This window comes from Rhizobium sp. CFBP 8752, assembly GCF_014842035.1.
Classification (GTDB): Bacteria; Pseudomonadota; Alphaproteobacteria; order Rhizobiales; family Rhizobiaceae; genus Neorhizobium; species Neorhizobium soli.
The window spans coordinates 189,637-213,344 of the sequence record NZ_JACYUZ010000001.1; the positions used below are offsets into that span (position 1 = coordinate 189,637).

Annotated in this window: 19 protein-coding genes; 16 read left to right on the forward strand and 3 right to left on the reverse strand. The window is 60.9% G+C overall.

The window, feature by feature from the left end:
- The first annotated feature begins 4 nt into the window (after positions 1 to 4).
- The 11 genes from sdhA to lpdA all read left to right on the forward strand — a co-directional run bounded on the left by sdhA (position 5) and on the right by lpdA (position 14,291).
- Complete coding sequence (gene sdhA, locus IFT59_RS00890) at positions 5 to 1,858, forward strand: succinate dehydrogenase flavoprotein subunit (protein WP_192085719.1); 1,854 nt, start codon at positions 5 to 7, stop codon at positions 1,856 to 1,858.
- 17 nt (positions 1,859 to 1,875) lie between these two features.
- Positions 1,876 to 2,655 (forward strand): succinate dehydrogenase iron-sulfur subunit, encoded by a 780-nt coding sequence (locus tag IFT59_RS00895; protein ID WP_062462483.1) that lies wholly within the window; start codon positions 1,876 to 1,878, stop codon positions 2,653 to 2,655.
- A 201-nt stretch (positions 2,656 to 2,856) separates the two neighbouring features.
- Positions 2,857 to 3,396 (forward strand): protease inhibitor Inh/omp19 family protein, encoded by a 540-nt coding sequence (locus IFT59_RS00900; RefSeq protein WP_192085720.1) that lies wholly within the window; start codon positions 2,857 to 2,859, stop codon positions 3,394 to 3,396.
- Between the two features lie 21 nt (positions 3,397 to 3,417).
- Positions 3,418 to 4,581: a cell division protein ZapE gene (gene zapE, locus IFT59_RS00905; RefSeq protein WP_113166658.1), complete on the forward strand. Its 1,164-nt coding sequence runs from the start codon at positions 3,418 to 3,420 to the stop codon at positions 4,579 to 4,581.
- A gap of 173 nt (positions 4,582 to 4,754) precedes the next feature.
- Positions 4,755 to 5,717, forward strand: a complete 963-nt coding sequence (gene mdh / locus IFT59_RS00910; protein ID WP_092659322.1) for a malate dehydrogenase — start codon at positions 4,755 to 4,757, stop codon at positions 5,715 to 5,717.
- A 34-nt stretch (positions 5,718 to 5,751) separates the two neighbouring features.
- Positions 5,752 to 6,945 carry an ADP-forming succinate--CoA ligase subunit beta gene (gene sucC, locus IFT59_RS00915; RefSeq protein ID WP_062581685.1) on the forward strand — a complete coding sequence of 398 codons (1,194 nt, stop codon included), beginning with the start codon at positions 5,752 to 5,754 and terminating at the stop codon, positions 6,943 to 6,945.
- 15 nt (positions 6,946 to 6,960) lie between these two features.
- On the forward strand, positions 6,961 to 7,863 hold the full coding sequence (gene sucD / locus IFT59_RS00920; RefSeq protein ID WP_174197137.1) for a succinate--CoA ligase subunit alpha: 903 nt from the start codon (positions 6,961 to 6,963) through the stop codon (positions 7,861 to 7,863).
- A 243-nt stretch (positions 7,864 to 8,106) separates the two neighbouring features.
- Positions 8,107 to 11,106 carry a 2-oxoglutarate dehydrogenase E1 component gene (locus IFT59_RS00925; protein WP_062581691.1) on the forward strand — a complete coding sequence of 1,000 codons (3,000 nt, stop codon included), beginning with the start codon at positions 8,107 to 8,109 and terminating at the stop codon, positions 11,104 to 11,106.
- Between the two features lie 61 nt (positions 11,107 to 11,167).
- The gene (gene odhB / locus IFT59_RS00930) at positions 11,168 to 12,424 is read left to right on the forward strand and encodes a 2-oxoglutarate dehydrogenase complex dihydrolipoyllysine-residue succinyltransferase (RefSeq protein ID WP_192085721.1); all 1,257 of its coding nucleotides are present in this window, start codon (positions 11,168 to 11,170) and stop codon (positions 12,422 to 12,424) included.
- A gap of 15 nt (positions 12,425 to 12,439) precedes the next feature.
- Positions 12,440 to 12,853 carry an MAPEG family protein gene (locus IFT59_RS00935; protein WP_062581695.1) on the forward strand — a complete coding sequence of 138 codons (414 nt, stop codon included), beginning with the start codon at positions 12,440 to 12,442 and terminating at the stop codon, positions 12,851 to 12,853.
- Positions 12,854 to 12,884: 31 nt separating this feature from the next.
- Positions 12,885 to 14,291: a dihydrolipoyl dehydrogenase gene (lpdA, locus tag IFT59_RS00940; protein WP_092659328.1), complete on the forward strand. Its 1,407-nt coding sequence runs from the start codon at positions 12,885 to 12,887 to the stop codon at positions 14,289 to 14,291.
- Between the two features lie 91 nt (positions 14,292 to 14,382).
- Here lpdA and IFT59_RS00945 read toward each other — a convergent pair whose 3' ends face one another.
- Positions 14,383 to 15,453 (reverse strand): TraB/GumN family protein, encoded by a 1,071-nt coding sequence (locus tag IFT59_RS00945; protein WP_192085726.1) that lies wholly within the window; start codon positions 15,451 to 15,453, stop codon positions 14,383 to 14,385.
- Positions 15,454 to 15,531: 78 nt separating this feature from the next.
- Complete coding sequence (locus tag IFT59_RS00950; protein ID WP_192085728.1) at positions 15,532 to 16,467, reverse strand: tyrosine recombinase XerC; 936 nt, start codon at positions 16,465 to 16,467, stop codon at positions 15,532 to 15,534.
- A gap of 138 nt (positions 16,468 to 16,605) precedes the next feature.
- Here IFT59_RS00950 and IFT59_RS00955 point away from each other — a divergent pair, with 138 nt between their 5' ends.
- Positions 16,606 to 17,550 carry a GNAT family N-acetyltransferase gene (locus IFT59_RS00955; RefSeq protein ID WP_192085730.1) on the forward strand — a complete coding sequence of 315 codons (945 nt, stop codon included), beginning with the start codon at positions 16,606 to 16,608 and terminating at the stop codon, positions 17,548 to 17,550.
- Here IFT59_RS00955 and IFT59_RS00960 read toward each other — a convergent pair.
- Positions 17,506 to 18,504: a hypothetical protein gene (locus IFT59_RS00960; protein ID WP_062462522.1), complete on the reverse strand. Its 999-nt coding sequence runs from the start codon at positions 18,502 to 18,504 to the stop codon at positions 17,506 to 17,508. The two genes, IFT59_RS00955 and IFT59_RS00960, sit on opposite strands and share 45 nt — an antisense overlap.
- 148 nt (positions 18,505 to 18,652) lie before the next feature.
- Between IFT59_RS00960 and IFT59_RS00965 the strand changes: the two genes are divergently transcribed.
- The 4 genes from IFT59_RS00965 to atpA all read left to right on the forward strand — a co-directional run bounded on the left by IFT59_RS00965 (position 18,653) and on the right by atpA (position 23,679).
- A complete protein-coding gene (locus IFT59_RS00965) occupies positions 18,653 to 20,872 on the forward strand; it encodes a primosomal protein N' (protein WP_192085732.1) in 2,220 nt (739 codons plus the stop codon).
- A gap of 66 nt (positions 20,873 to 20,938) precedes the next feature.
- Positions 20,939 to 21,322 (forward strand): AGROH133_08824 family phage infection protein, encoded by a 384-nt coding sequence (locus IFT59_RS00970; protein ID WP_062462528.1) that lies wholly within the window; start codon positions 20,939 to 20,941, stop codon positions 21,320 to 21,322.
- A gap of 261 nt (positions 21,323 to 21,583) precedes the next feature.
- Positions 21,584 to 22,150, forward strand: a complete 567-nt coding sequence (locus IFT59_RS00975) for a F0F1 ATP synthase subunit delta (RefSeq protein WP_062581709.1) — start codon at positions 21,584 to 21,586, stop codon at positions 22,148 to 22,150.
- Entirely contained in the window at positions 22,150 to 23,679 is a 1,530-nt protein-coding gene (gene atpA / locus IFT59_RS00980) for a F0F1 ATP synthase subunit alpha (RefSeq protein ID WP_192085734.1), read from the forward strand. The genes IFT59_RS00975 and atpA overlap by 1 nt, the downstream gene beginning before the upstream one ends.
- The last annotated feature ends 29 nt before the right edge of the window (positions 23,680 to 23,708 follow it).

The following is a 23,708-nucleotide window of genomic DNA, read 5'->3' on the forward strand; positions in this document are numbered from 1 at the left end:
CGTCATGGCATCCGTCACCCCCATCGCTTCAGGCGCCTCTCAGACCGGCAAGGCCTATACCTATGTCGACCATTCCTACGACGTGATCGTCGTGGGTGCCGGCGGTGCAGGATTGCGCGCCACGCTCGGCATGGCCGAACAGGGCTTCAAGACGGCCTGCATCACCAAGGTCTTCCCGACCCGTTCGCACACCGTCGCCGCACAGGGCGGCATTGCCGCCTCGCTGCAGAATATGACACCGGATTCGTGGCAGTGGCATCTCTATGACACCGTCAAGGGTTCCGACTGGCTTGGCGACGTTGACGCCATGCAGTACATGGTCATGGAAGCACCCAAGGCCGTTTACGAACTCGAACATTACGGCGTGCCTTTCTCGCGCAACGAAGAAGGCAAGATCTACCAGCGCCCGTTCGGCGGCCACATGCAGAACTTCGGTGCCGGCCCGCCGGTGCAGCGCACCTGCGCTGCCGCAGACCGCACCGGCCACGCCATCCTGCACACGCTCTACGGCCAGTCGCTGAAGCACAACGCGGAATTCTTCATCGAATATTTCGCGCTCGACCTGATTATGTCGGACGACGGCCGTTGCACAGGCGTCGTTGCCTGGAACCTCGACGACGGCACGATCCATCGCTTCACCGCCAAGATGGTGGTTCTGGCGACCGGCGGTTACGGCCGCGCCTATTTCTCGGCTACCTCTGCCCATACCTGCACCGGCGACGGCGGCGGCATGGTGGCGCGTGCCGGCATGCCTCTTCAGGACATGGAATTCGTCCAGTTCCACCCGACCGGCATCTATGGTTCGGGCTGTCTCATCACCGAGGGTGCACGCGGCGAAGGCGGCTACCTCGTGAATTCCGAGGGCGAGCGCTTCATGGAGCGCTATGCGCCATCCGCGAAGGATCTGGCCTCCCGTGACGTGGTCTCGCGTTGCATGACGCTGGAAATCCGCGAAGGCCGCGGCGTCGGCAAGAACAAGGACCACATCTTCCTGCATCTCGACCATCTCGACCCGGCCGTCCTGCACGAACGTCTTCCCGGCATTTCCGAGAGCGCCAAGATCTTTGCGGGCGTCGACGTGACGCGCGAGCCGATCCCGGTTCTGCCGACCGTGCATTACAACATGGGCGGCATTCCCACCAATTACTGGGGCGAGGTGCTCAACGCAGACGCCAACAATCCGGAACGCATCCTGCCTGGCCTTATGGCCGTCGGTGAAGCGGGTTGCGCCTCGGTGCACGGTGCCAACCGTCTCGGCTCCAACTCGCTGATCGATCTCGTCGTGTTCGGTCGTGCCGCCGCCATTCGCGCCGGCCAGGTGATCGACCGCGTCGGACCGATCCCGGCACTGAACACGGCCGCCTGCGACAAGATCATGGACCGCTTCGACAGCCTGCGCCACGCCAGCGGCTCCACGCCGACGGCGATCCTGCGCGACAAGATGCAGCGCACCATGCAGGATGATGCCGCCGTGTTCCGCACACAGGAGTCGCTGGAATCCGGTTGCAAGCGCATGTCGGCAATCTGGGGCGAAATGCGCGACGTGAAGGTCACCGACCATTCGATGATCTGGAACTCGGATCTCGTCGAAACGCTCGAACTGCATAACCTGATGGCGAACGCGATCACCACGGTCTACGGCGCCGAAGCGCGCAAGGAAAGCCGCGGTTCTCACGCACGCGAGGACTATACGGACGGCGCGTTTTCCGGCCGCGACGACGTGACCTGGCGCAAGCATACGCTTGCCTGGGTCAACGACGCGGGCGACGTGAAGCTCGACTATCGCCCGGTCCACACGGACCTGATCGCCGACGGCATCGATCCTTACAAGATCGAGCCGAAAGCGCGCGTGTATTGATCTGAGGAAACTGGAACATGGTTGAACTCGCTCTGCCCAAGAATTCCCAGATGACCGAAGGCAAGGTCTGGCCGAAGCCGGATGGTGCCACGAACGTCCGGGAATACCGCGTCTACCGCTGGAGCCCGGATGACGGCCAGAACCCGCGCATCGATACGTTCTACATCGATATCGACGACTGCGGCCCGATGGTTCTCGATGGTCTTCTCTACATCAAGAACAATATCGACCCGACGCTGACACTGCGCCGTTCGTGCCGCGAAGGCATTTGCGGTTCCTGCGCCATGAACATCGACGGCACAAACACGCTTGCCTGCACCAAGGGCATGGACGACGTGAAGGGAACGGTCAAAGTCTATCCGCTGCCGCATATGCCTGTGGTCAAGGACCTGGTTCCGGATCTCACGAACTTCTACGCCCAGCACCGCTCGATCGAGCCCTGGCTGAAGACCGTCTCGCCGACGCCTGCCAAGGAGTGGAAGCAGAGCCACGACGACCGCCAGAAGCTCGACGGTCTCTACGAGTGCATTCTCTGCGCCTGCTGCTCGGCATCCTGTCCCAGCTACTGGTGGAACGGCGACCGCTATCTCGGTCCGGCTGTTCTGCTTCAGGCCTATCGCTGGCTGATCGACTCCAGAGACGAAGCCAAGGGCGAACGCCTCGACAATCTCGAGGATCCGTTCCGGCTCTATCGCTGCCACACGATCATGAACTGCGCGCAGACCTGCCCGAAGGGTCTGAACCCTGCCAAGGCGATTGCCGAAATCAAGAAGATGATGGTCGAGCGCCGCGTCTAGTAAAACCTTACAGTATCCCGACCCTGCAGACGCACGGTCGGGATTTTTCGATTAAAACAGCTCGCGTAATCGTGACAGTTGTCGTGCCTTCGCCAAATAGCGCCGGTATGACTTGATTAACTAAGTCCTTTTACGGTAATTCCGTCTCAATTGAATGGATCAGTTCCATGCAGAGATGCGGCTGAAAGCAGGAGTTTTGTGATGCAGTTCAGATATGTGGCGACAGGCGTTGTTCTTGCGCTGGCTCTTGCCGGTTGCCAGCGGACGTCCAATACCTCCTCTTATGCTGATCTGCCAGCACAGCCGTCCCGGCCCGCGCCGCTCCAGGCACAGCCTGTTCAGGGTGTGCAGGGCGGCCAGCTTCCACCTCCGGGTGGTGCAGCCCAATATCCGACGGCGCCTCAGGGTGGCCAGCAGATGGCATCCGTCGATCCGAATGCTGCGGCGCCTGGCAATGCTCTCGATATTACCAAGCAGCAGATGGTCGGCAACTGGCGCGTTGCCAATGGCGGCTCGTCCTGCGACATGTTCCTGACGCTGACCAATCTCGGCAGCGGATCGCGCGGCGGCACCCGTGGCTGCTCCGGCGAACTGACGACGATGGGTTCGTGGGAGGTGTCGGGCAAGATGGTTCAGTTCAAGAACCGCGCCGGCGACGTCATCGGCCGCGTCTACAAGAGCGGCGATACCCGTTTCGACGGCACCACCAATTCGGGCCAGCCTCTCGGTCTCAGCCGGTAAACGGTCTGCGGAGGCGGCAGGGTGGAGCCGATCCCGGACTACACATCAAGCGTCGGTGAAGAGCTGAAGGCACTGGCGGCGTCCGGGGTGCTGACGCCGGACACTGCGCAGATGCAGGTGGCCGCCAAGCTCGACCACATACTCAAATGCTTCAGAGACACGAAGCCAGCCAAGAAGACGAGTGCTCTCGGCTGGCTGTTTGCCCGCGGTGGCGGCAAGCCGCGGGAAATCCGCGGGCTTTATGTGCATGGCAGCGTCGGTCGCGGCAAGACCATGCTGATGGACATGTTCTTCAAGAAGGCATCCATCGCAAAAAAGCGGCGTCTGCACTTTCACGAATTCATGGCTGACGTGCATGGACGTATCCACGAGCACCGTCAAAAGCTGAAACGCGGCGAGACGAAACAGGCAGATCCGGTGCCGCCAATCGCTGCGGCCCTGTTCGCAGAAGCGGAACTTCTCTGCTTCGACGAATTCTCGGTGACCGATATCACTGATGCTATGATCCTTGCACGTCTGTTCACGGAATTGTTCGGCCTTGGATGCGTTCTCGTCGCGACATCGAACGTAGCCCCCGACGATCTCTACAGGGATGGCCTCAACCGCGGTCTGTTCACGCCGTTCATCGCGCTGCTCGGCCGCTACGTGGATGTCGTCACGCTGGACTCGCCAACCGACTACCGGATGCAGAAGCTGGCGAGCCTGCCCGTCTATGTGACGCCTCTCAGCCCCCAAGCGGATCTCGCGATCGAAAACACCTGGCATCAGGTGATCGACGGCGAGAAGGCGAGCCCTGTCGAGTTGCCGATGAAAGGTCGCACCATCAAGGTGCCGCTGGCGTCCGGCCGGGCTGCACGGTTCAGCTTCTCGGACTTGTGTGAAAAACCGCTAGGCGCGTCGGACTATCTGGCGATCGCCGATCGCTTTGACGCTGTCTTCATTGAGCACGTCCCGCAGCTCGGACCCGAAAAGCGCAACGCAACCAAGCGCTTCATCAATCTCGTCGATGCGTTCTACGACCATTCGGTCAGACTCTACGTCTCCGCCGCGAGCGAACCGGATCAGCTTTTGTTGGAGAAGCGCGGCACCGAGGGGTTCGAGTTCGATCGAACAATCTCCCGTCTCTGGGAGATGCGGAGCACCGATTACCTCGCCCTGCACAACGCAAAGCGTCAAGAAGCCTGACACTTTCATGACAGAAGTTCTTACGTTTACGTAAGGTAATTGATATCTAACCGATTGAAAAATATCACTCCGAAATAATCGATTGCGATTTTTCCGATATGGCGCTATCGGTGGCGCCGCACGTGAACCTGCTATGACTTGACGCAGGTAAAGTCTTGAGAGGAAGCTTTTCGATGGCGCGCAAGAAAATTGCACTTATTGGTTCGGGCATGATCGGTGGCACGCTGGCGCATCTTGCCAGCCTGAAGGAGCTGGGCGACATCGTCCTCTTCGACATTGCTGACGGTATCCCGCAGGGCAAGGGCCTCGATATTGCCCAGTCCGGTCCCGTCGAAGGCTTCAACGCCAAGCTTTCCGGTGCCAGCGACTATTCCGCCATCGAAGGCGCTGACGTCTGCATCGTCACGGCCGGCGTTGCCCGCAAGCCCGGCATGAGCCGCGACGATCTGCTCGGCATCAACCTGAAGGTGATGGAACAGGTCGGCGCCGGCATCAAGAAATATGCCCCGAACGCATTCGTCATCTGCATCACCAACCCGCTCGACGCGATGGTCTGGGCGCTGCAGAAGTTCTCCGGCCTGCCAAAGAACATGGTCGTCGGCATGGCCGGCGTGCTCGACTCGGCTCGCTTCCGCCTGTTCCTGTCGGAAGAGTTCAACGTTTCCGTCCAGGACGTCACGGCCTTCGTTCTTGGCGGCCATGGCGACACGATGGTGCCGCTCGCCCGCTACTCGACTGTCGGCGGCGTTCCGCTGACCGATCTCGTCAAGATGGGCTGGGTCACTGCCGAGCGTCTCGAAGAAATCATCCAGCGCACCCGTGACGGTGGCGCAGAAATCGTCGGCCTGTTGAAGACCGGTTCTGCCTACTACGCTCCGGCTGCTTCGGCGATCGAGATGGCCGAATCCTTCCTCAAGGACAAGAAGCGCGTTCTGCCTGCCGCGGCTTACCTGTCCGGCCAGTACGGCGTGAAGGACATGTATGTCGGCGTTCCCACGATCATCGGTGCCGGTGGTATCGAGCGGATCATCGAAGTCGAATTCAACAAAGACGAAGAAGCTGCCTTCGCGAAGTCGGTCGGCGCTGTTTCGGCTCTCTGCGAAGCCTGCATCAATATCGCGCCTGCGCTGAAGTAATCGCCTTCGGGCGCACGGATTTAAGGATACGTCGATGAACATTCATGAATATCAGGCCAAGGCCCTCCTGAAGGGTTATGGCGCACCGGTTGCGGAAGGTGTTGCAATCTTCTCCGCAGAAGAAGCCGAAGCTGCTGCAAAGCAGCTGCCGGGTCCGCTTTACGTGGTCAAGAGCCAGATCCACGCAGGTGGCCGCGGCAAGGGCAAGTTCAAGGAACTCGGACCGGAAGCCAAGGGCGGCGTTCGCCTGGCTTTCTCGATCGATGAAGCCAAGAGCCATGCCAAGGAAATGTTCGGCAACACGCTGGTGACCGCGCAGACCGGCGATGCCGGCAAGCAGGTCAACCGCCTCTATATCGAAGATGGCGCAGACATTGCCCGCGAACTCTATTGCTCGCTGCTCGTCGACCGCTCGGTCGGCCGCGTTGCCTTCGTCGTTTCGACCGAAGGCGGCATGGACATCGAAGCTGTCGCTCACGACACGCCCGAGAAGATCCACACGATCGCGATCGATCCGGAAGCCGGCGTGACTGAAGCAGACATCGCTGCGATCTCTTCGGCGCTTGAACTGTCGGGTGCTGCTGCGGAAGATGCAAAGTCGCTGTTCCCGCTGCTTTACAAGGCCTTCAACGAGAAGGACATGGCGCTCCTCGAGATCAACCCGCTGATCGTCATGAAGGACGATCATCTGCGCGTTCTCGATGCCAAGATGTCGTTCGACGGCAACGCGATCTTCCGCCATGACGACGTCAAGGCGCTGCGCGACGAGTCGGAAGAAGACGCCAAGGAAATCGAAGCGTCCAAGTGGGACCTCGCTTACGTGGCGCTCGACGGCAACATCGGCTGCATGGTCAACGGTGCCGGTCTCGCGATGGCGACGATGGACATCATCAAGCTGTACGGCAAAGAGCCTGCAAACTTCTGCGACGTCGGCGGTGGCGCCGGCAAGGAGAAGGTCGCTGCAGCCTTCAAGATCATCACGGCTGACCCGAAGGTCGAGGGCATCCTCGTCAACATCTTCGGCGGCATCATGAAGTGCGACGTCATCGCCGAAGGCGTTGTCGCAGCGGTTCAGGAAGTCGGCCTCAAGGTTCCGCTCGTCGTGCGCCTCGAAGGCACCAATGTCGAGCTGGGCAAGAAGATCCTCAACGAATCGGGTCTTGCGATCACGGCTGCTGACGATCTCGACGATGCTGCCAAGAAGATCGTCGCGGCGATCAAAGCCTAATTTGGGGACCTGATAATGTCTATTCTCGTCAATAAGAATACCAAGGTCCTGGTTCAGGGCCTGACCGGCAAGACCGGCACGTTCCACACCGAACAGGCGCTTGCCTACTACGGCACGCAGATGGTCGGCGGTATCCATCCGAAGAAGGGTGGCGAAACCTGGACCGGTTCGAAGGGCGAAAGCCTGCCGATCTATGCGACTGTCGCCGAAGCCAAGGAAAAGACCGGCGCCGATGCGTCCGTGATCTACGTTCCGCCGGCCGGTGCAGCTGACGCGATCATCGAGGCGATCGAAGCCGAGATCCCGTTCATCACCTGCATCACCGAAGGCATTCCGGTCATGGACATGGTTCGCGTCAAGGCCCGCCTCGACCGTTCCAACTCGCGCCTGCTCGGCCCGAACTGCCCGGGCGTTCTGACGCCGGAAGAATGCAAGATCGGCATCATGCCGGGCTCGATCTTCCGCAAGGGTTCGGTCGGTATCGTGTCGCGCTCCGGCACGCTGACTTACGAAGCTGTATTCCAGACATCCAACGAAGGCCTCGGCCAGACGACGGCTGTCGGCATCGGTGGTGACCCGGTCAAGGGCACCGAGTTCATCGACATCCTGGAAATGTTCCTCGCAGACGAAGCCACGCAGTCGATCATCATGATCGGCGAAATCGGCGGCTCGGCTGAAGAAGAAGCGGCACAGTTCCTGATCGACGAAGCCAAGAAGGGCCGCAAGAAGCCGATGGCAGGCTTCATCGCCGGCCGGACCGCTCCGAAGGGTCGCACCATGGGCCATGCCGGTGCTGTCGTTTCCGGCGGCAAGGGCGATGCGGAATCCAAGATCGCTGCCATGGAAGCAGCCGGTATCAAGGTTTCGCCTTCACCGGCACGTCTCGGCACGACGCTGGTTGAAGTCCTCAAGGGCTAACGCCACATAAAGGTCACCCATCGCCGATAGATAGACGGCGATGGACCAGACATCAAATGACCCGCGGGTTGCTGCATGCGACCTGCGGGTAAGTCGCTCCAGGGTAGGTCTACCCCAGGTAGGTCTATAAAAGAGCGGCGCCGCTCGCAGCGGTATCGAGCCATACGTCAGAGAATGCGGTTTCCGGTCAATTCATCCGGTGCCGATCAGGTCAGGAGGCGGGCGCGGCGCCCGCGGGAAGCAATGGCACGGCAAGAAGCCAACGAACAGTTCCTCATCACGTCTTTCCTCGATGGTGCGAACGCTGCCTATATCGAGCAGCTCTATGGGCGCTACGAAAGTGATCCAACGTCGCTTTCCGAGGAATGGCAGGCCTTCTTCAAGGCGCTGGCAGACAGCCCCGAAGATGTCAGGAAGGCCGCGCAGGGCGCCTCCTGGAAACGTTCGAACTGGCCGATCCCTGCCAATGGCGATCTGATCTCGGCACTCGACGGCAACTGGCCGATCGTCGAAAAGGCGATCGAGACCAAGGTCAAGGCAAAGGCGGAAGCATCTGCCGCAGTGACCGGCCAGCCGGTGCAGCAGACCGACGTTCTGCAGGCGACCCGCGACAGCGTGCGCGCCATCATGATGATCCGTGCCTACCGCATGCGCGGCCACCTTCATGCCAAGCTCGATCCGCTCGGGATCGCGAGCCCGGTCGACGATTACAACGAGCTGTCGCCGAAGTCCTACGGCTTCGAAGAGAGCGATTACGATCGCAAGATCTTCATCGACAACGTTCTCGGCCTTGAATACGCGTCCGTTCGCGAAATGATCGAGATCCTCGAGCGCACCTATTGCTCGACCATCGGCGTCGAATTCATGCACATGTCCAACCCCGAGGAAAAGGGCTGGATCCAGGAGCGTATCGAAGGTCCCGCCAAGGGCGTCACGTTCACGCCTGAAGGCAAGAAGGCAATCCTTTCGAAGCTGGTCGAAGCCGAAGGCTACGAGCAGTTCCTCGACGTGCGCTTCAAGGGCACCAAGCGTTTCGGCCTGGATGGCGGTGAATCGCTTATCCCGGCGTTGGAGCAGATCATCAAGCGCGGCGGTCAGGAAGGCCTCGAGGAAGTCATCCTCGGCATGGCCCACCGCGGTCGTCTGAACGTCTTGACCAACGTCCTCGGTAAGCCACATCGCGCCGTGTTCCACGAGTTCAAGGGCGGTTCGTTCAAGCCCGACGAAGTCGAGGGTTCGGGCGACGTGAAGTACCATCTGGGTGCCTCGTCGGACCGCGAGTTCGACGGCAACAAGGTTCACCTGTCGCTGACCGCCAACCCGTCTCACCTGGAAATCGTTAACCCTGTCGTCATGGGCAAGGCCCGCGCCAAGCAGGACATGTTGACCAAGGTCTGGGACAAGGACAACATCATTCCGCTGTCCGAGCGCGCCAAGGTTCTGCCGCTGCTGCTGCACGGTGATGCGGCCTTTGCCGGCCAGGGCGTGACGGCTGAAATTCTCGGCCTGTCGGGTCTGCGCGGCCACCGCGTGGCCGGCACGATGCATGTCATCATCAACAACCAGATCGGCTTTACCACCAATCCTGGCTTCTCGCGTTCGTCGCCTTATCCGTCTGATGTTGCCAAGATGATCGAGGCACCGATCTTCCACGTCAACGGCGACGATCCTGAAGCGGTCGTCTACGCGGCCAAGATCGCCATCGAATACCGGATGAAGTTCCACAAGCCGGTCGTGGTTGATATGTTCTGCTACCGCCGGTTCGGCCATAACGAAGGCGACGAGCCTGCGTTCACGCAGCCGAAAATGTACAAGGTCATCCGCGCGCACAAGGCCGTGGCCGAGATCTATGCCGAACGTCTGATCGGCGAAGGTGTCATCACCGAAGGCGAATTCGAGAAGATGAAGGCCGACTGGCGCGCCAATCTCGAAACCGAGTTCGAGGCCGGCCAGAGCTACAAGCCCAACAAGGCCGACTGGCTTGACGGCCAGTGGTCGGGTCTTCGCTCCGCCGACAATGCCGACGAGCAGCGCCGCGGCAAGACCGCGATGCCGATCAAGGATCTGAGAGAGATCGGTCGCAAGCTTTCGACCATTCCGGAAGGCTTCAACGCCCACCGTACGATCAAGCGTTTCATGGATAACCGTGCGCAGATGATCGAGACCGGTGAAGGGATCGACTGGGCCATGGCGGAAGCGCTGGCGTTTGGATCGCTCACCGTCGAAGGCACGAAGATCCGTCTTTCGGGTCAGGATTGCGAACGCGGCACGTTCTCCCAGCGTCACTCGGTTCTATACGATCAGGAAACCGAAGAGCGCTACATCCCGCTTTCCAACCTTCAGGCTGGCCAGGGCAAGTACGAAGTCATCAACTCGATGCTGTCGGAAGAAGCGGTGCTCGGGTTCGAATACGGCTACTCGCTGGCGCGTCCAAACGCGCTGACGCTCTGGGAAGCCCAGTTCGGTGACTTCGCCAACGGCGCGCAGGTCGTGTTCGACCAGTTCATCTCGTCGGGCGAACGCAAGTGGCTGCGCATGTCCGGTCTCGTCTGCCTTCTGCCGCACGGCTACGAAGGGCAGGGTCCGGAGCACTCCTCCGCCCGCCTGGAACGCTGGCTCCAGATGTGCGCCGAAGACAACATGCAGGTCGCAAACGTCACGACGCCATCCAACTACTTCCACATCCTGCGCCGTCAGGTGAAGCGCGACTTCCGCAAGCCGCTGATCCTGATGACGCCGAAGTCGCTGCTGCGCCACAAGCGCGCGACCTCGACGCTGGCGGAAATGGCGGGCGAAAGCTCGTTCCACCGCCTGCTGTGGGACGATGCGGAGATGATCAAGGACGGTCCGATCAAGCTGCAGAAGGATGCGAAGATCCGTCGCGTCGTGATGTGCTCGGGCAAGGTCTATTACGATCTGCTGGAAGAGCGCGAAAAGCGCGGCATCGACGACATCTACCTGCTGCGCATCGAACAGCTCTATCCGTTCCCTGCCAAGGCGCTCATCAACGAGCTCAGCCGCTTCCGCAATGCGGAAATGGTCTGGTGCCAGGAAGAGCCGAAGAACATGGGTTCGTGGTCGTTCATCGATCCGTATCTGGAATGGGTTCTGGCGCATATCGATGCCAAGTATCAGCGCGTCCGTTACACGGGCCGTCCGGCAGCAGCATCGCCTGCAACCGGCCTGATGTCCAAGCATCTGGCACAGCTGGAAGCCTTCCTCGAAGACGCTCTCGGCGGCTGATTTTTCAGCCGTCTCCACCAATTGCTCCGAAACGATATCTGACAAACACGGAAAATAGATCATGGCCACCGAAATCCGCGTCCCTACCCTCGGCGAGTCCGTCAGCGAGGCAACCGTCGGCACCTGGTTCAAGAAGGTCGGCGACACGGTCAAGGCCGATGAGCCGCTGGTCGAACTGGAAACCGACAAGGTTACCGTCGAAGTCCCAGCTCCAGCATCCGGCGTTCTGACAGAGATCGTCGCCCAGAACGGCGAGACCGTCGGCCTCGACGCGCTGCTCGGCCAGATCTCGGCCGGCGGTGCTGCTGCCGGCACTGCAGCTCCTGCTGCACAGCCGGTCGAAGCTGCTCCGGCAAAGGCTGCCGAACCCGCTGCTGCTGCTCAGGCACCTGCTGCCGCCGCAGCGCCTGCTGGTGGCTCGTCCATGCCGCCAGCACCGGCTGCCGCCAAGGTTGCTGCCGACAACAACATCTCCACCTCGGATGTCGACGGTTCGGGCAAGCGCGGTCAGGTCCTGAAGGGCGATGTGATCGCTGCCATTTCCAAGGGCCCGGCTGCTCCTGCCGCTCCGGCTTCGGTTCCGGCAGCTCCGCGCCCGGTTTCGTCGGCTGACGATGCATCGCGCGAAGAGCGCGTGAAGATGACGCGTCTGCGCCAGACGATCGCCAAGCGCCTCAAGGATGCCCAGAACACAGCCGCCATGCTCACCACCTATAACGAGGTGGACATGAAGGCCGTGATGGATCTTCGCAACCGCTACAAGGACGTGTTCGAGAAGAAGCACGGCGTGAAGCTGGGCTTCATGGGCTTCTTCACCAAGGCCGTCACGCACGCGCTGAAGGAACTCCCGGCCGTCAACGCCGAGATCGACGGCACAGACCTCATCTACAAGAACTACTGCCACGTCGGCATGGCCGTCGGCACCGACAAGGGGCTCGTCGTTCCTGTCATCCGCGATGCCGACCAGCGCTCGATCGCCGGTGTCGAAAAGGAACTTGGCCGTCTCGCCAAGGCTGCCCGCGATGGTACGCTGTCGATGGCAGACATGCAGGGCGGCACGTTCACGATCACCAACGGTGGCGTCTACGGTTCGCTGATGTCGTCGCCGATCCTCAACGCGCCGCAGTCGGGTATCCTCGGCATGCACAAGATCCAGGAGCGTCCGGTCGCGATCGGCGGTCAGGTCGTGATCCGTCCTATGATGTATCTGGCGCTGTCCTACGATCACCGTATCGTCGACGGCAAGGAAGCGGTCACCTTCCTCGTGCGCGTCAAGGAAAGCCTCGAAGATCCGGAACGTCTGGTTCTCGATCTGTAAGCTACGGAGAGCAAAATGGACGCCGCTTCAGCCAATGCGACCTATCTCCTGGTACTTCTGTGCCTGAGTGTCGTCCTGCTTCTCGTGCATATTCTGCTGCAGGGGAATTTCGCCACCAAGGATCGCGGCACGGCATGGAATGCCGGTCCGCGTGACGGCGACAACGAACCCCAGAGCGTGATGGCCGGTCGTGCGGCCCGCGCTTCGCGAAACTACCAGGAAACCTATCCCGCCTTTATCGGCTTGCTGCTGGCGATGATCCTGACGGGTGACTCGTCGGGCTTCGGTCTGTTCGGGGCTGCGGTCTGGCTGGTGGCGCGGATCGTCTACATTCCACTTTATCTCAAGGGCATTCCGTATGTCCGCTCGCTTGTATGGCTGGTCAGCCTCGTCGGCCTCGCGCTGATGATGATCGCACTGTTCGTGTGACCGCCTCCTGCTCAATCAAAAGGATAGTCTGATGGCTTATGATGTTGTCGTAATCGGATCCGGCCCGGGCGGCTATGTCTGCGCAATCAAGGCGGCCCAGCTTGGGCTGAAAGTCGCCGTCGTCGAAAAGCGCTCCACCTATGGCGGTACCTGCCTCAACATCGGCTGCATTCCCTCCAAGGCGCTGCTGCATGCTTCGGAAATGTTTGCGCATGTGGCGCATGGCGTCGAAGAACTCGGCGTCGAGGTTCCGGCACCCACGCTGAACCTTTCGAAGATGATGGCGCACAAGGATGCGACGGTAAAGTCGAACACCGACGGCGTCGCCTTCCTGTTCAAGAAGAACAAGATCGACGGTTTCATCGGCACCGGCAAGATCGTTTCGGCCGGCAAGGTTTCGGTGACCGGTGAAGACGGCAAGGTCCAGGAAATCGAGACGAAGAACATCGTCATCGCCACCGGCTCCGACATCGCCGGGATTCCCGGCGTCAATGTCGACATCGACGAGAAGGTCATCGTCTCCTCGACGGGCGGTCTCACGCTCGACAAGGTCCCGGCCAACATGATCGTCGTCGGCGGCGGTGTCATCGGTATGGAACTCGGTTCGGTCTGGTCGCGTCTCGGCGCCAAGGTCACCGTGATCGAATATCTCGACAAGCTGCTCGGCTCGATGGACGCGGACGTTTCCAAGCAGTTCCAGCGCATGATGGCCAAGCAGGGCATGGACATCCGTACCGAAGCCAAGGTTACCGGCGTCGAGAAGACTGAAACCGGCGCCAAGGTCACCTATGAGCCGGTCAAGGGTGGCGATGCCGTCAGCCTCGAAGCCGATGTCGTGCTGATCTCCACCGGCCGCAAGCCATACACAGCAGGCCTTGGCCTCGAAGAAGCAGGCGTTGCGCTCGACAATCGCGGTCGCGTCGAAATCGACGGCGGCTACAAGACCAATGTTGCCGGCATTTACGCGATCGGCGACGTGGTGAAGGGCCCGATGCTGGCCCACAAGGCCGAAGACGAGGGCGTCGCGCTTGCCGAAATCCTGTCCGGCCAGCACGGACACGTGAACTACGACGTCATTCCGTCTGTCGTTTACACCCAGCCGGAAGTGGCATCGGTCGGCCGCACGGAAGAAGAGTTGAAGGCTGCAGGCATCGCCTACAAGGTCGGCAAGTTCCCGTTCACGGCGAACGGTCGCGCCCGCGCGATGCTTGCCACCGACGGCTTCGTCAAGATCCTCGCCGACAAGGAAACCGATCGCGTTCTCGGCGGCCATATCGTCAGCTTCGGCGCCGGCGACATGATCCACGAGATTGCCGTGCTGATGGAATTCAGCGGTTCGTCGGAAGATCTCGGCCGGACCTGCCACGCTCACCCGACCCTGTCGGAAGCCGTCAAGGAAGCCGCACTCGCGACCTTTGCCAAGCCGATCCATATGTAATCGGCGACAATATCGCATCGGAAAACCGGCCCGGTAACAGGGTCGGTTTTTTTGTGTCCGGTTGACGGGTGTACGTCCCTCGCCAGGGGGCTCAGTTCACAGCGGTGACTGTGAAACCCTGTTTGCGCAAAAGCTCGACCAGGCCGTCATTGCCCGGCAGGTGCAGTGCGCCGACGGCGATGAAGGTGCTGCCTTCGTTGAGGATGGGTGCTGCGCGTTCGGCCATCAGCAGGTTGCGCTTGCGCACCACCAGTTCCTCGAATTCGGCATAGCCGCTATCATCGTCCTCGCCCTCAGGCACGACGGTCTTCAGGAAGGGGATGGTCATGCCCATGTCGCCGGACAGATAGAGCCCGGTCATCGTCTCGAACACGTCGTCCAGCTTGGGACCGAGCTTGATCGCCTCGATCAGCGACTTCATGTGGATATCGACCGGAATGGCAGCCAACGTCGAAAGCTGCTCGGCAAAGGTCTCAAGCCCCTTCACCGACTTGCCGGCTTTCGCCGCATCGAGCGCCAGCTGCTTGTCGAGGAAGGCGGTGTTCTGGGTCTTGCGGGCCATCTCGCAGGCGGGCATCGAGACCAGGCCCATCAGCAGCCAGGGCTTCATGCGTGAGACGGCAGCGAGCGGCACGCCGCGCTGTTTCAGGGCATCGGTGAGAAGTGCGAGATCGTCCTTCGTCAGCAGGCTCTCGATCGAGCTGCCGTCGGTAAACATCGTCAGCTCCGGCTTGGACAGCATGCCCGCCATCGCCTTCTGCTCGTCGAGCACTTCGTCCGATTCGACGACGATAGTCTTTGCTTCCTCGCGCGCGGCATCTGCGCCCTCAGGCATTTTCAGAACGCGTGGATCGGTCACATGCATGGTGCCGAGAAGGTAGGACGGGGGGAGGCCGGCTTTCTCGATTTTCCAGAAGATGCCGCGGCCGTTGGGAATTTTTTCGCCCTCTGCGACAACCTGCCGATAGGCGGCCGGATCGTTGGCCTTCATCTCCGCGATCAGGTCCCGCCCGGTGCAGGCCGGCGTCTCCGCGCGTGCGGCAAGCGAGGTGATCACGAGGCAGACCGAGGCCAGCAGCAGAACGTGCAGGGCGGCAAGCAACCAAAGCGCAGCCGTCTGGGCGCGTTGAAGGATTGTGCCGGCGAAAATGCTGCGGATCATGTCATCAGTCCCAATTGTAGGGCTCACCCTAGCGGGACTGCTCGAACAGCGGCTTAACCGATGTGGTTAAGGATGGGTTCATGCCCTTGGATGGGCGCGGTCGTAGACTTCGAGCAGTCTCGACGTATCGACGCCCGTATAGACCTGCGTGGTGGAAAGGCTGGCATGTCCCAGCAGTTCCTGGATCGTGCGCAGATCGCCGCCTCCGGCGAGAAGATGGGTCGCAAACGAATGGCGCAGCGCATGCGGCGTGGCGCTGTCCGGCAGGTTGAACGCGCTTCTGAGCTTCTGCATCTCGCGCTGGATGATCGCCGGCTGAAGCGTCTTGCCGCGCGCACCGCGGAACATCGGGGCATCGGCGGCGAGGTGGTAGGGGCAGAGTTTCCTATAGGTCTCGACCGCTTCGAGGATGACCGGAAGCAGCGGCACGATGCGCATTTTGCCGCCTTTGCCGAGAATGCGAAGGGAGGTTGCGCCTGCGTCGACATCGGCGGGCGTCAGGCCCAGCGCTTCGGAAATGCGCAGGCCGCAGCCGTAGAGCAGCGTCAGGATGGCTGCATCCCGTGCCGCGATCCACGGCTCCTCGTGTAGTTGCGCCTCTGAGGTGACGATGTTCAGAGCCTGGGTGTCAGTCAGCGGCTTTGGCAGCGATTTCGGCTGGCGCGGGGCACGGATGGCACCGGCTGCTGCGGCGTTCACCAGTCCCTTGCGCTCCAGATACCGCAGGAACGACCGCAGTCCCGCGAGGTGACGGCCGAGCGAACGCGCACCGGAGCCTTCGCGGCGACGTGCAGCCAGAAAACTTCTCAAGTCTGCCGGACGCAGCGTATGGATGTCCGCAATCGTCGGCGGTCCGGCGAGGTGCGTGGTCAGAAAAGTCAGGAATTGTCGGGTGTCGCGCTCATAGGCGTCAAGCGTGTTGGGCGACAGCCGGCGCTCGCCACTCAGGCTTTCCAGCCATTCGCGGCGCCTCTCGAGAAGATCGGGAGCGGCGATAATGAGCAGTTCGTTCATGAGGGCGACGTTGATTTCCGTGGCATGCCGCCCCAGATTGCTCCCAGCATCGTTACGGAATCCCTAAAGGCGCGGTAACCCTGCCATCGTAATATCATGCGGGCCTGCTCCAGTGGGGACCCGCTTCAAGGAGTTTTAATGGACCGCCGTGATTCCATGACGAGCTTCGGCCAGGTCGCCGAAGCCATCGCACGCGTATCTCAAGGGCGTCCGGGCCACATCGTCGATACCCTCATCGCCGAGCGGGGCAAGCGGATCGTCGGCAGTCCGTTCTGGCCGGTCATGCGTCCGTTTCTCTACACGCTGCTGCGCTACGGCCGGGCGATCGAGTTCGCCGACGATATCGCGCCGAAATCCGGCTACCAGTGTTTCGAATATTTGAGCGCGCATCTGAAGCTGAAGCTTTCGGTCAAAAACGAGGAGCGGATCCCCGAAAAGGGCGGTTTCATCCTCGTCAGCAACCATCCGACCGGCATTGCCGACGGCGTCGCCGTGTTCGACCTGTTGAAGTCGCGCCGTCCGGACCTGATGGTGTTTGCCAACCGCGATGCGGTGCGGGTCAATCCGCGTTTTGCCGAGATGATCATTCCCGTCGAATGGCGAGACGATCACAAGAGCAAGCTCAAGACCCGCGAGACGCTGGTTCTCACCAACAAGGCGGTCGAGGAGGGCAAGGTGATGATCCTGTTCCCGTCCGGCCGTATCGCCTACTGGGAAAATGGTCGGCTGAACGAGCGTCCGTGGAAGACCTCGGCCGTCGGACTTGCCCGCAAATACAATCTGCCGATCCTGCCGGTCCACATGACGGCGCGCAATTCCGGGCTGTTCTACTGGCTTGCCAAATGGTCGACCGAGCTGCGCGACATGACGGTGTTCCATGAGCTCCTCAACAAGAAGGGCAACCAGTTCGATTTCACCATCGGGCACATGATCCAACCGGACCAGCTGGAGGGTGACGTCGTCGAGGTCACCAAGGCGCTGGAGCGGCATACGGTTTTCGGTCTCGCAGCCGACGGCGATGCGCAGTTTGTGCCACAATCAGTAGTCCTCGAGGAAGCGCTCCAGGCCCCGGTTCAGGCGTAGATACTGCTGGCGATCGAGCTCTTTGATCGCCCGCTCTTCGGTCGCAGACACTGCCGATGTCGCAGGCTGTTGCCTCGGCCGCGCGGGCGCCGTCGGCGTCATCTTCTGCGGCTTCGGTTTTTGTCTCAGTTTCTCTTTCTCTTCCGTCAGCGTCGGCATGGAGAGTGCAAACAGCAGCCGGTGCTTGTGGATGCGCGACGCGGAATTCGTCATGCCGAGGCTCGATATCGTGACACCTGAGGTCACCGGGTTGAGCTCGATCTTCGGATCGATATTTCCCTTCAGCGTGGTCGAGAATTCCAGCGTATCGGCCATGGTGATCACGTCGGTGCCGCTTGGGGCTTTGAGATTGCCTTTCTCGTTAAGCCACACGAATGTCTCGAGCGTTTCCTTCAAGCCGATCCGTCCGACGATCGGGTAGATGAGGTTGCCGCTTCTCGCTTTCGGCGCACAGTATAAATCGTTGACCTCGGTCGCCAGCTTCGCAAATTCATCGGTGACACGAAAGCTGCGGTTGTTTTGGCGGGACAGATCGACGCTGCTGCCCAGTCCGAGACTGCGGGTGCCGTTCGAGAACGGGTTGAGCAGGCCCAACGAAAACCCGTGGCTGTCCATTTCTGTCATGTTGAGCTGAAAGTCGTAAGCGATGAACGACTTGGCATAGCGGTCGAAATAGAGACTGATGTCCGGGCTGTAGCGGCGTGTGAAAGCATCGGCATAGGTTACCGTCCCGGCTAGAAGCTCTGCAGAGAGCTGCTTCTCCGCCGGGGATCCGTATTCGCGCAGTAGCCCCGTGGCGATCTCGCGGATGGCATCGCGCGCCTCGCAGCGCACCTTGGCGACAATCTGGTAGGTCGTATCCGGCTTGGAGAAATCCTCTGGCAGAGGATGAATATTGCAGCCGGCCAGCAGAATAGCAGGCACGACAAGCGTCGTCATCGACTTGCAGAACATCCGTAGCCCCCACTCCGGTTAGGACTCTACCTATAGTTAATATTTATTTATGATACAACCTAAATTTCACGCCGCGATGTGTGTCGTCAACGGCGGGGAGCGCCAAACAGCGGTTCCCTTTCGTTCCGGTTTTGGGCATGGTCCCGCCATGGACACAGATTCGTCCGACCTGTTCGGTCCGCTCCTCGATAAGCCCGTCGCGGCCGTCGTGCCGGTCCTGGTGCCTTTGCCGGTGCCGGGTCCGTATAGCTATGCCGTGCCCGAGGGACTGACTGTTGTGCCCGGTTCGGTCGTGCAGGTGCCGGTCGGCCCACGCCAGATGATCGGCGTCGTGTGGGATGGCGCAGACGACAGCACGCTCGACCCGAAGAAGCTTCGACCGATCACGCTCGCTTTCGATTGCCCGCCGCTCTCCAAGGAGATGCGCGATTTCGTCGACTGGGTCTCGGCCTACACGCTGTCGCCGCCGGGTTTCGTGGCCCGCATGGCGATCCGGGCTCCGGCAGCGCTCGATCCGGAACCTATGGTGGAGGGGCTGCGCTTTATCGGCGGCGAGCCGTCGCGACTGACACCGGCCAGAACCCGGGTGCTGGACCTTGCGAAAGAGCAGGAAGCGCCCTGGACCCGCAGCGGCCTTGCGCATGCGGCCGGCGTTTCACTGAGCGTCGTCGACGGATTGATCAAGCAGGGTGTGTTCGACACGATTTTCCTGCCGCCGCCGCCGGTCGTGGCAAGGCCGGACCCGGAATACACCGCGCCCCGTATCGAGGGACCTCAGAAGGGGGCGGCCGAAGAGATCGTCGCTTCGGTTAGCGCCGGCGGGTTTGCCGCCTCGCTGATCGATGGCGTCACCGGGTCCGGCAAGACGGAAGTCTATTTCGAGGCGATTGCCCAGGCGCTCCGACAAGACAAGCAGGTTCTGATCCTGTTGCCGGAAATCGCACTCACGTCGAGCTTTCTCGATCGGTTCGAGCAGCGGTTCGGGGCAAAGCCTGCCGAATGGCATTCGGATCTATCCCCCCGTATCCGTGAGAAAGTCTGGCGCGGCGTCGTGACGGGGGAGGTGAGGGTGGTTGCCGGGGCCCGTTCGGCTCTGTTCCTGCCGTTCGAGGATCTGGGGCTGATCGTCATCGACGAAGAACACGACCCTGCCTACAAGCAGGAGGACCGCGTCTTCTACAATGCCCGCGACATGGCGGTGGTGCGGGCCCGGATCGGCGATTTTCCGATCGTGCTGGTGTCGGCGACGCCTTCAGTGGAAAGCCAGGTCAACGGGCTCTCCGGGCGCTACACGACGGTCCACCTGCCGACCCGCTTTGGTGATGCAGCACTGCCGGACCTGCATCTCGTCGACATGCGCCGCCATCCGCCGGAACGCGGTGGGTTCCTCTCGCCCATTCTCCTGCGCGGCATGAAGAAGGCGCTGGAGCGCGGCGAGCAGTCGCTGCTGTTTCTGAACCGTCGCGGCTATGCGCCGCTGACGCTCTGCCGTGTCTGCGGCCACCGCTTCCAGTGCCCGCAATGTTCGAGCTGGCTGGTGGAGCATCGCTTCAGAAACCAGATCCAGTGCCATCAGTGCGGCTATCACGAACATACGCCGGAAGCCTGCCCGGAATGCGGGACGTTCGACCACCTCGTCGCCTGCGGGCCGGGCGTGGAGCGGATCGCGGAAGAGGTGGAGAAGCATTTTCCGGAAGCGCGCACCATCGTCATGTCGTCGGACCTGCTCGGCGGCGTCAAACGGCTGCGGATGGAGCTCGATGCGATCGCCAAGGGCGATGTGGATATAGTGATCGGCACGCAGCTGGTGGCGAAGGGCCACAACTTTCCGCTGATGACGCTGGTCGGCATCGTCGATGCAGATCTCGGCCTGTCGAACGGCGACCCGCGGGCCGCCGAGAGGACGTTCCAGTTGCTCAGCCAGGTAACGGGCCGCGCCGGGCGAACAGGGTTGAAGAGCCATGGCCTGATCCAGACGTTCCAGCCGCAGCATCCCGTCATGCAGGCAATCGTCTCAGGCGATGCGGGCGCGTTCTACGAGCGTGAGATCGCAGAGCGCGAAAAGGCGATCCTGCCGCCGTTCGGGCGGCTTGCGTCGCTGATCGTCTCGGCCGATACGCGCGCCGATGCGGAAACCCATGCACGGGGATTGCGCGCGGCCGCACCAAGGGTGACCGGGATTTCCGTGCTTGGTCCAGCTGAAGCGCCGCTCGCGCTGGTACGCGGCCGCCATCGATTCCGGCTTTTGGTGCACGGACGGCGCAATTCCGACATGCAGGCTTTCCTGAAGGCGATGATGTCTGCCGGCCCGAAGGTCCGTGGTACGGTGCAGATCCAGCTCGATATCGATCCTCAGAGTTTTCTCTGATCCTATCTTTGCGAGTTGTTTACCGCTTTCGATAAAATCGCCGCACAAGAACGATTCGAGGATTCCATGGAATTGTATTTCCCCACCGAGACCGGCGAGCAGCTGGCGTTTGTCTGCGCTGCCGCGACGGCTCTCATCGGGCTCCTCATCCTCCTGTTTCCCGGCCCCTGCCTGCGGCTTTCGGCGTTCCGTGTCGGCGATGTCCGGCCGGAGGGTTATGGATCGGTGCGGGCCGCCGGCGCTCAGTATGTCGGCCTCGGCGTCGTGCCGATCATCTTTGCCCAGGACTGGTTCTATATGGTGCTCGGCATCGTGCTTGGTCTGGGGGCATTCGGAAGGCTGGTCTCGTTTGCTTTCGATCGTGGCGCAACTGTGAAAAACACGCTGATTTTCCTACTACAAGTTGTCCTTTCAGCCGGCCCGCTCGCCTATGTCTTCGGCTATCTCTGAGCTATCCAATCAAGAGCGTTCATCTCAGACGCGGTCAATTCCAGCGGAGTCCGACATAAAAACGACTCAAGCTCTAGTCCCAGGGGCGTTTTCCCGCCTCTCCCGTGTTGCGAGTCCCTACATCCTATGCTAGACGGACCGCGAAAGTCGGAAAGGGTGGGGTGGAGGCCCCGCTGGTTCTGATTAAAAATCAAATATTTTCAAGGTCTTGCTGATCCTCTAAAAAAGGGCGCAGCGCTTGGATGGCAATTCAGGGAAACTGTGCCCGTGGCTGACACGTCCCCGCTTATTTCCGGTGTCGCAGAGCGTTACGCTTCTTCGCTTTTTGAGCTCGCGCTCGAAACCGGTTCCATCGATAAAGTCAGCGCCGATCTCGATCGGTTTCAGGCGTTGCTGGATGAGAGCGAAGACCTTCGGCGTCTGGTTGCAAGCCCGGTGTTTTCCGCCCATGATCAGCAGAACGCGGTGACAGCCGTTGCCGAAAAGGCTGGCATCACCGGTGCCGTTCTCAACTTCATCAAGGTCGTTGCCGGCAACCGCCGTCTGTTTGCTCTGCCGGGCATGATCCGTAGCTTCCGTCAAATCGCTGCCGAGCATCGTGGCGAGGTTACCGCAGAGGTAACGTCTGCCCACGCGCTCACCCCAGCGCAGGAAACTGAACTTAAGTCGGCGCTGAAGGGCGTCACCGGCAAGGATGTGACAATCGCCGTTACGATCGATCCGTCGATCCTCGGTGGCCTGATCGTCAAGGTCGGGTCGCGTCAGATCGATACGTCCCTTCGCACCAAACTTTCCACCCTTAAGCTTGCATTGAAAGAGGTCGGCTGATGGATATCCGTGCAGCGGAAATTTCCGCAATTCTCAAGGACCAGATCAAGAACTTCGGCCAGGAAGCCGAAGTTTCTGAAGTCGGCCAGGTTCTGTCCGTCGGTGACGGTATCGCTCGCGTTTACGGCCTCGACAATGTCCAGGCTGGTGAAATGGTCGAGTTCCCGGGCGGTGTCCGCGGTATGGCGCTGAACCTCGAATCCGACAATGTCGGCGTGGTTATCTTCGGCTCCGACCGTAACATCAAGGAAGGCGACACCGTCAAGCGGACCGGCGCCATCGTTGACGTTCCTGTTGGTTCAGAACTGCTTGGCCGCGTCGTTGACGCGCTCGGCAACCCGATCGACGGCAAGGGCCCGATCAACGCGACCCGCCGTTCGCGCGTCGACGTCAAGGCTCCTGGCATCATCCCGCGCAAGTCGGTTCATGAACCGATGTCGACCGGCCTCAAGGCCATCGATGCTCTGATCCCGGTTGGCCGCGGCCAGCGCGAGCTCGTCATCGGCGACCGTCAGACCGGCAAGACCGCGATCATTCTCGACGCGTTCCTGAACCAGAAGGCCATTCACGAGAACGGCCCGGAAAACGACAAGCTGTTCTGCGTGTACGTGGCCATCGGCCAGAAGCGCTCGACGGTTGCCCAGTTCGTCAAGGTTCTCGAAGAACGCGGCGCACTGCCATACTCGATCATCGTCGCTGCGACGGCTTCCGACGCTGCTCCTATGCAGTATCTTGCTCCGTTCGCCGGTTGCGCGATGGGCGAATACTTCCGCGACAACGGTCAGCACGCGCTGATCGCTTATGACGACCTTTCCAAGCAGGCCGTTGCATATCGTCAGATGTCCCTGCTGCTGCGTCGTCCTCCGGGCCGCGAAGCTTACCCCGGCGACGTCTTCTATCTGCACTCGCGTCTTCTCGAGCGCGCTGCCAAGCTCTCCGACGAGCGTGGCGCCGGTTCGCTGACGGCTCTGCCTGTCATCGAAACCCAGGGTAACGACGTTTCGGCGTTTATTCCGACCAACGTGATCTCGATCACCGATGGCCAGATCTTCCTTGAAACCGACCTGTTCTACCAGGGTATCCGTCCGGCCGTGAACGTCGGTCTGTCGGTGTCCCGCGTTGGCTCGGCCGCGCAGATCAAGGCGATGAAGCAGGTTGCCGGCTCGATCAAGGGCGAGCTTGCCCAGTATCGTGAAATGGCTGCGTTCGCGCAGTTCGGCTCCGACCTCGACGCCTCGACCCAGCGCCTGCTCAACCGCGGTGCACGCCTGACCGAACTTCTGAAGCAGCCGCAGTTCTCGCCGCTGAAGACCGAAGAACAGGTTGCGGTGATCTTTGCTGGCGTCAACGGCTACCTCGACAAGATCGCGGTTTCCGATGTCGGAAAGTTCGAGCAGGGTCTGCTCTCCTACCTTCGTTCCGAAGGCAAGGCGGTTCTCGAAACGATCCGCAGCGAGAAGCAGGTTTCCGACGACACGAAGGCAAAGCTCAAGGCAGCTCTCGACAGCTACGCCAAGTCTTTCGCCTAAAACGGATCTAGATCGAGGACCGATAACGG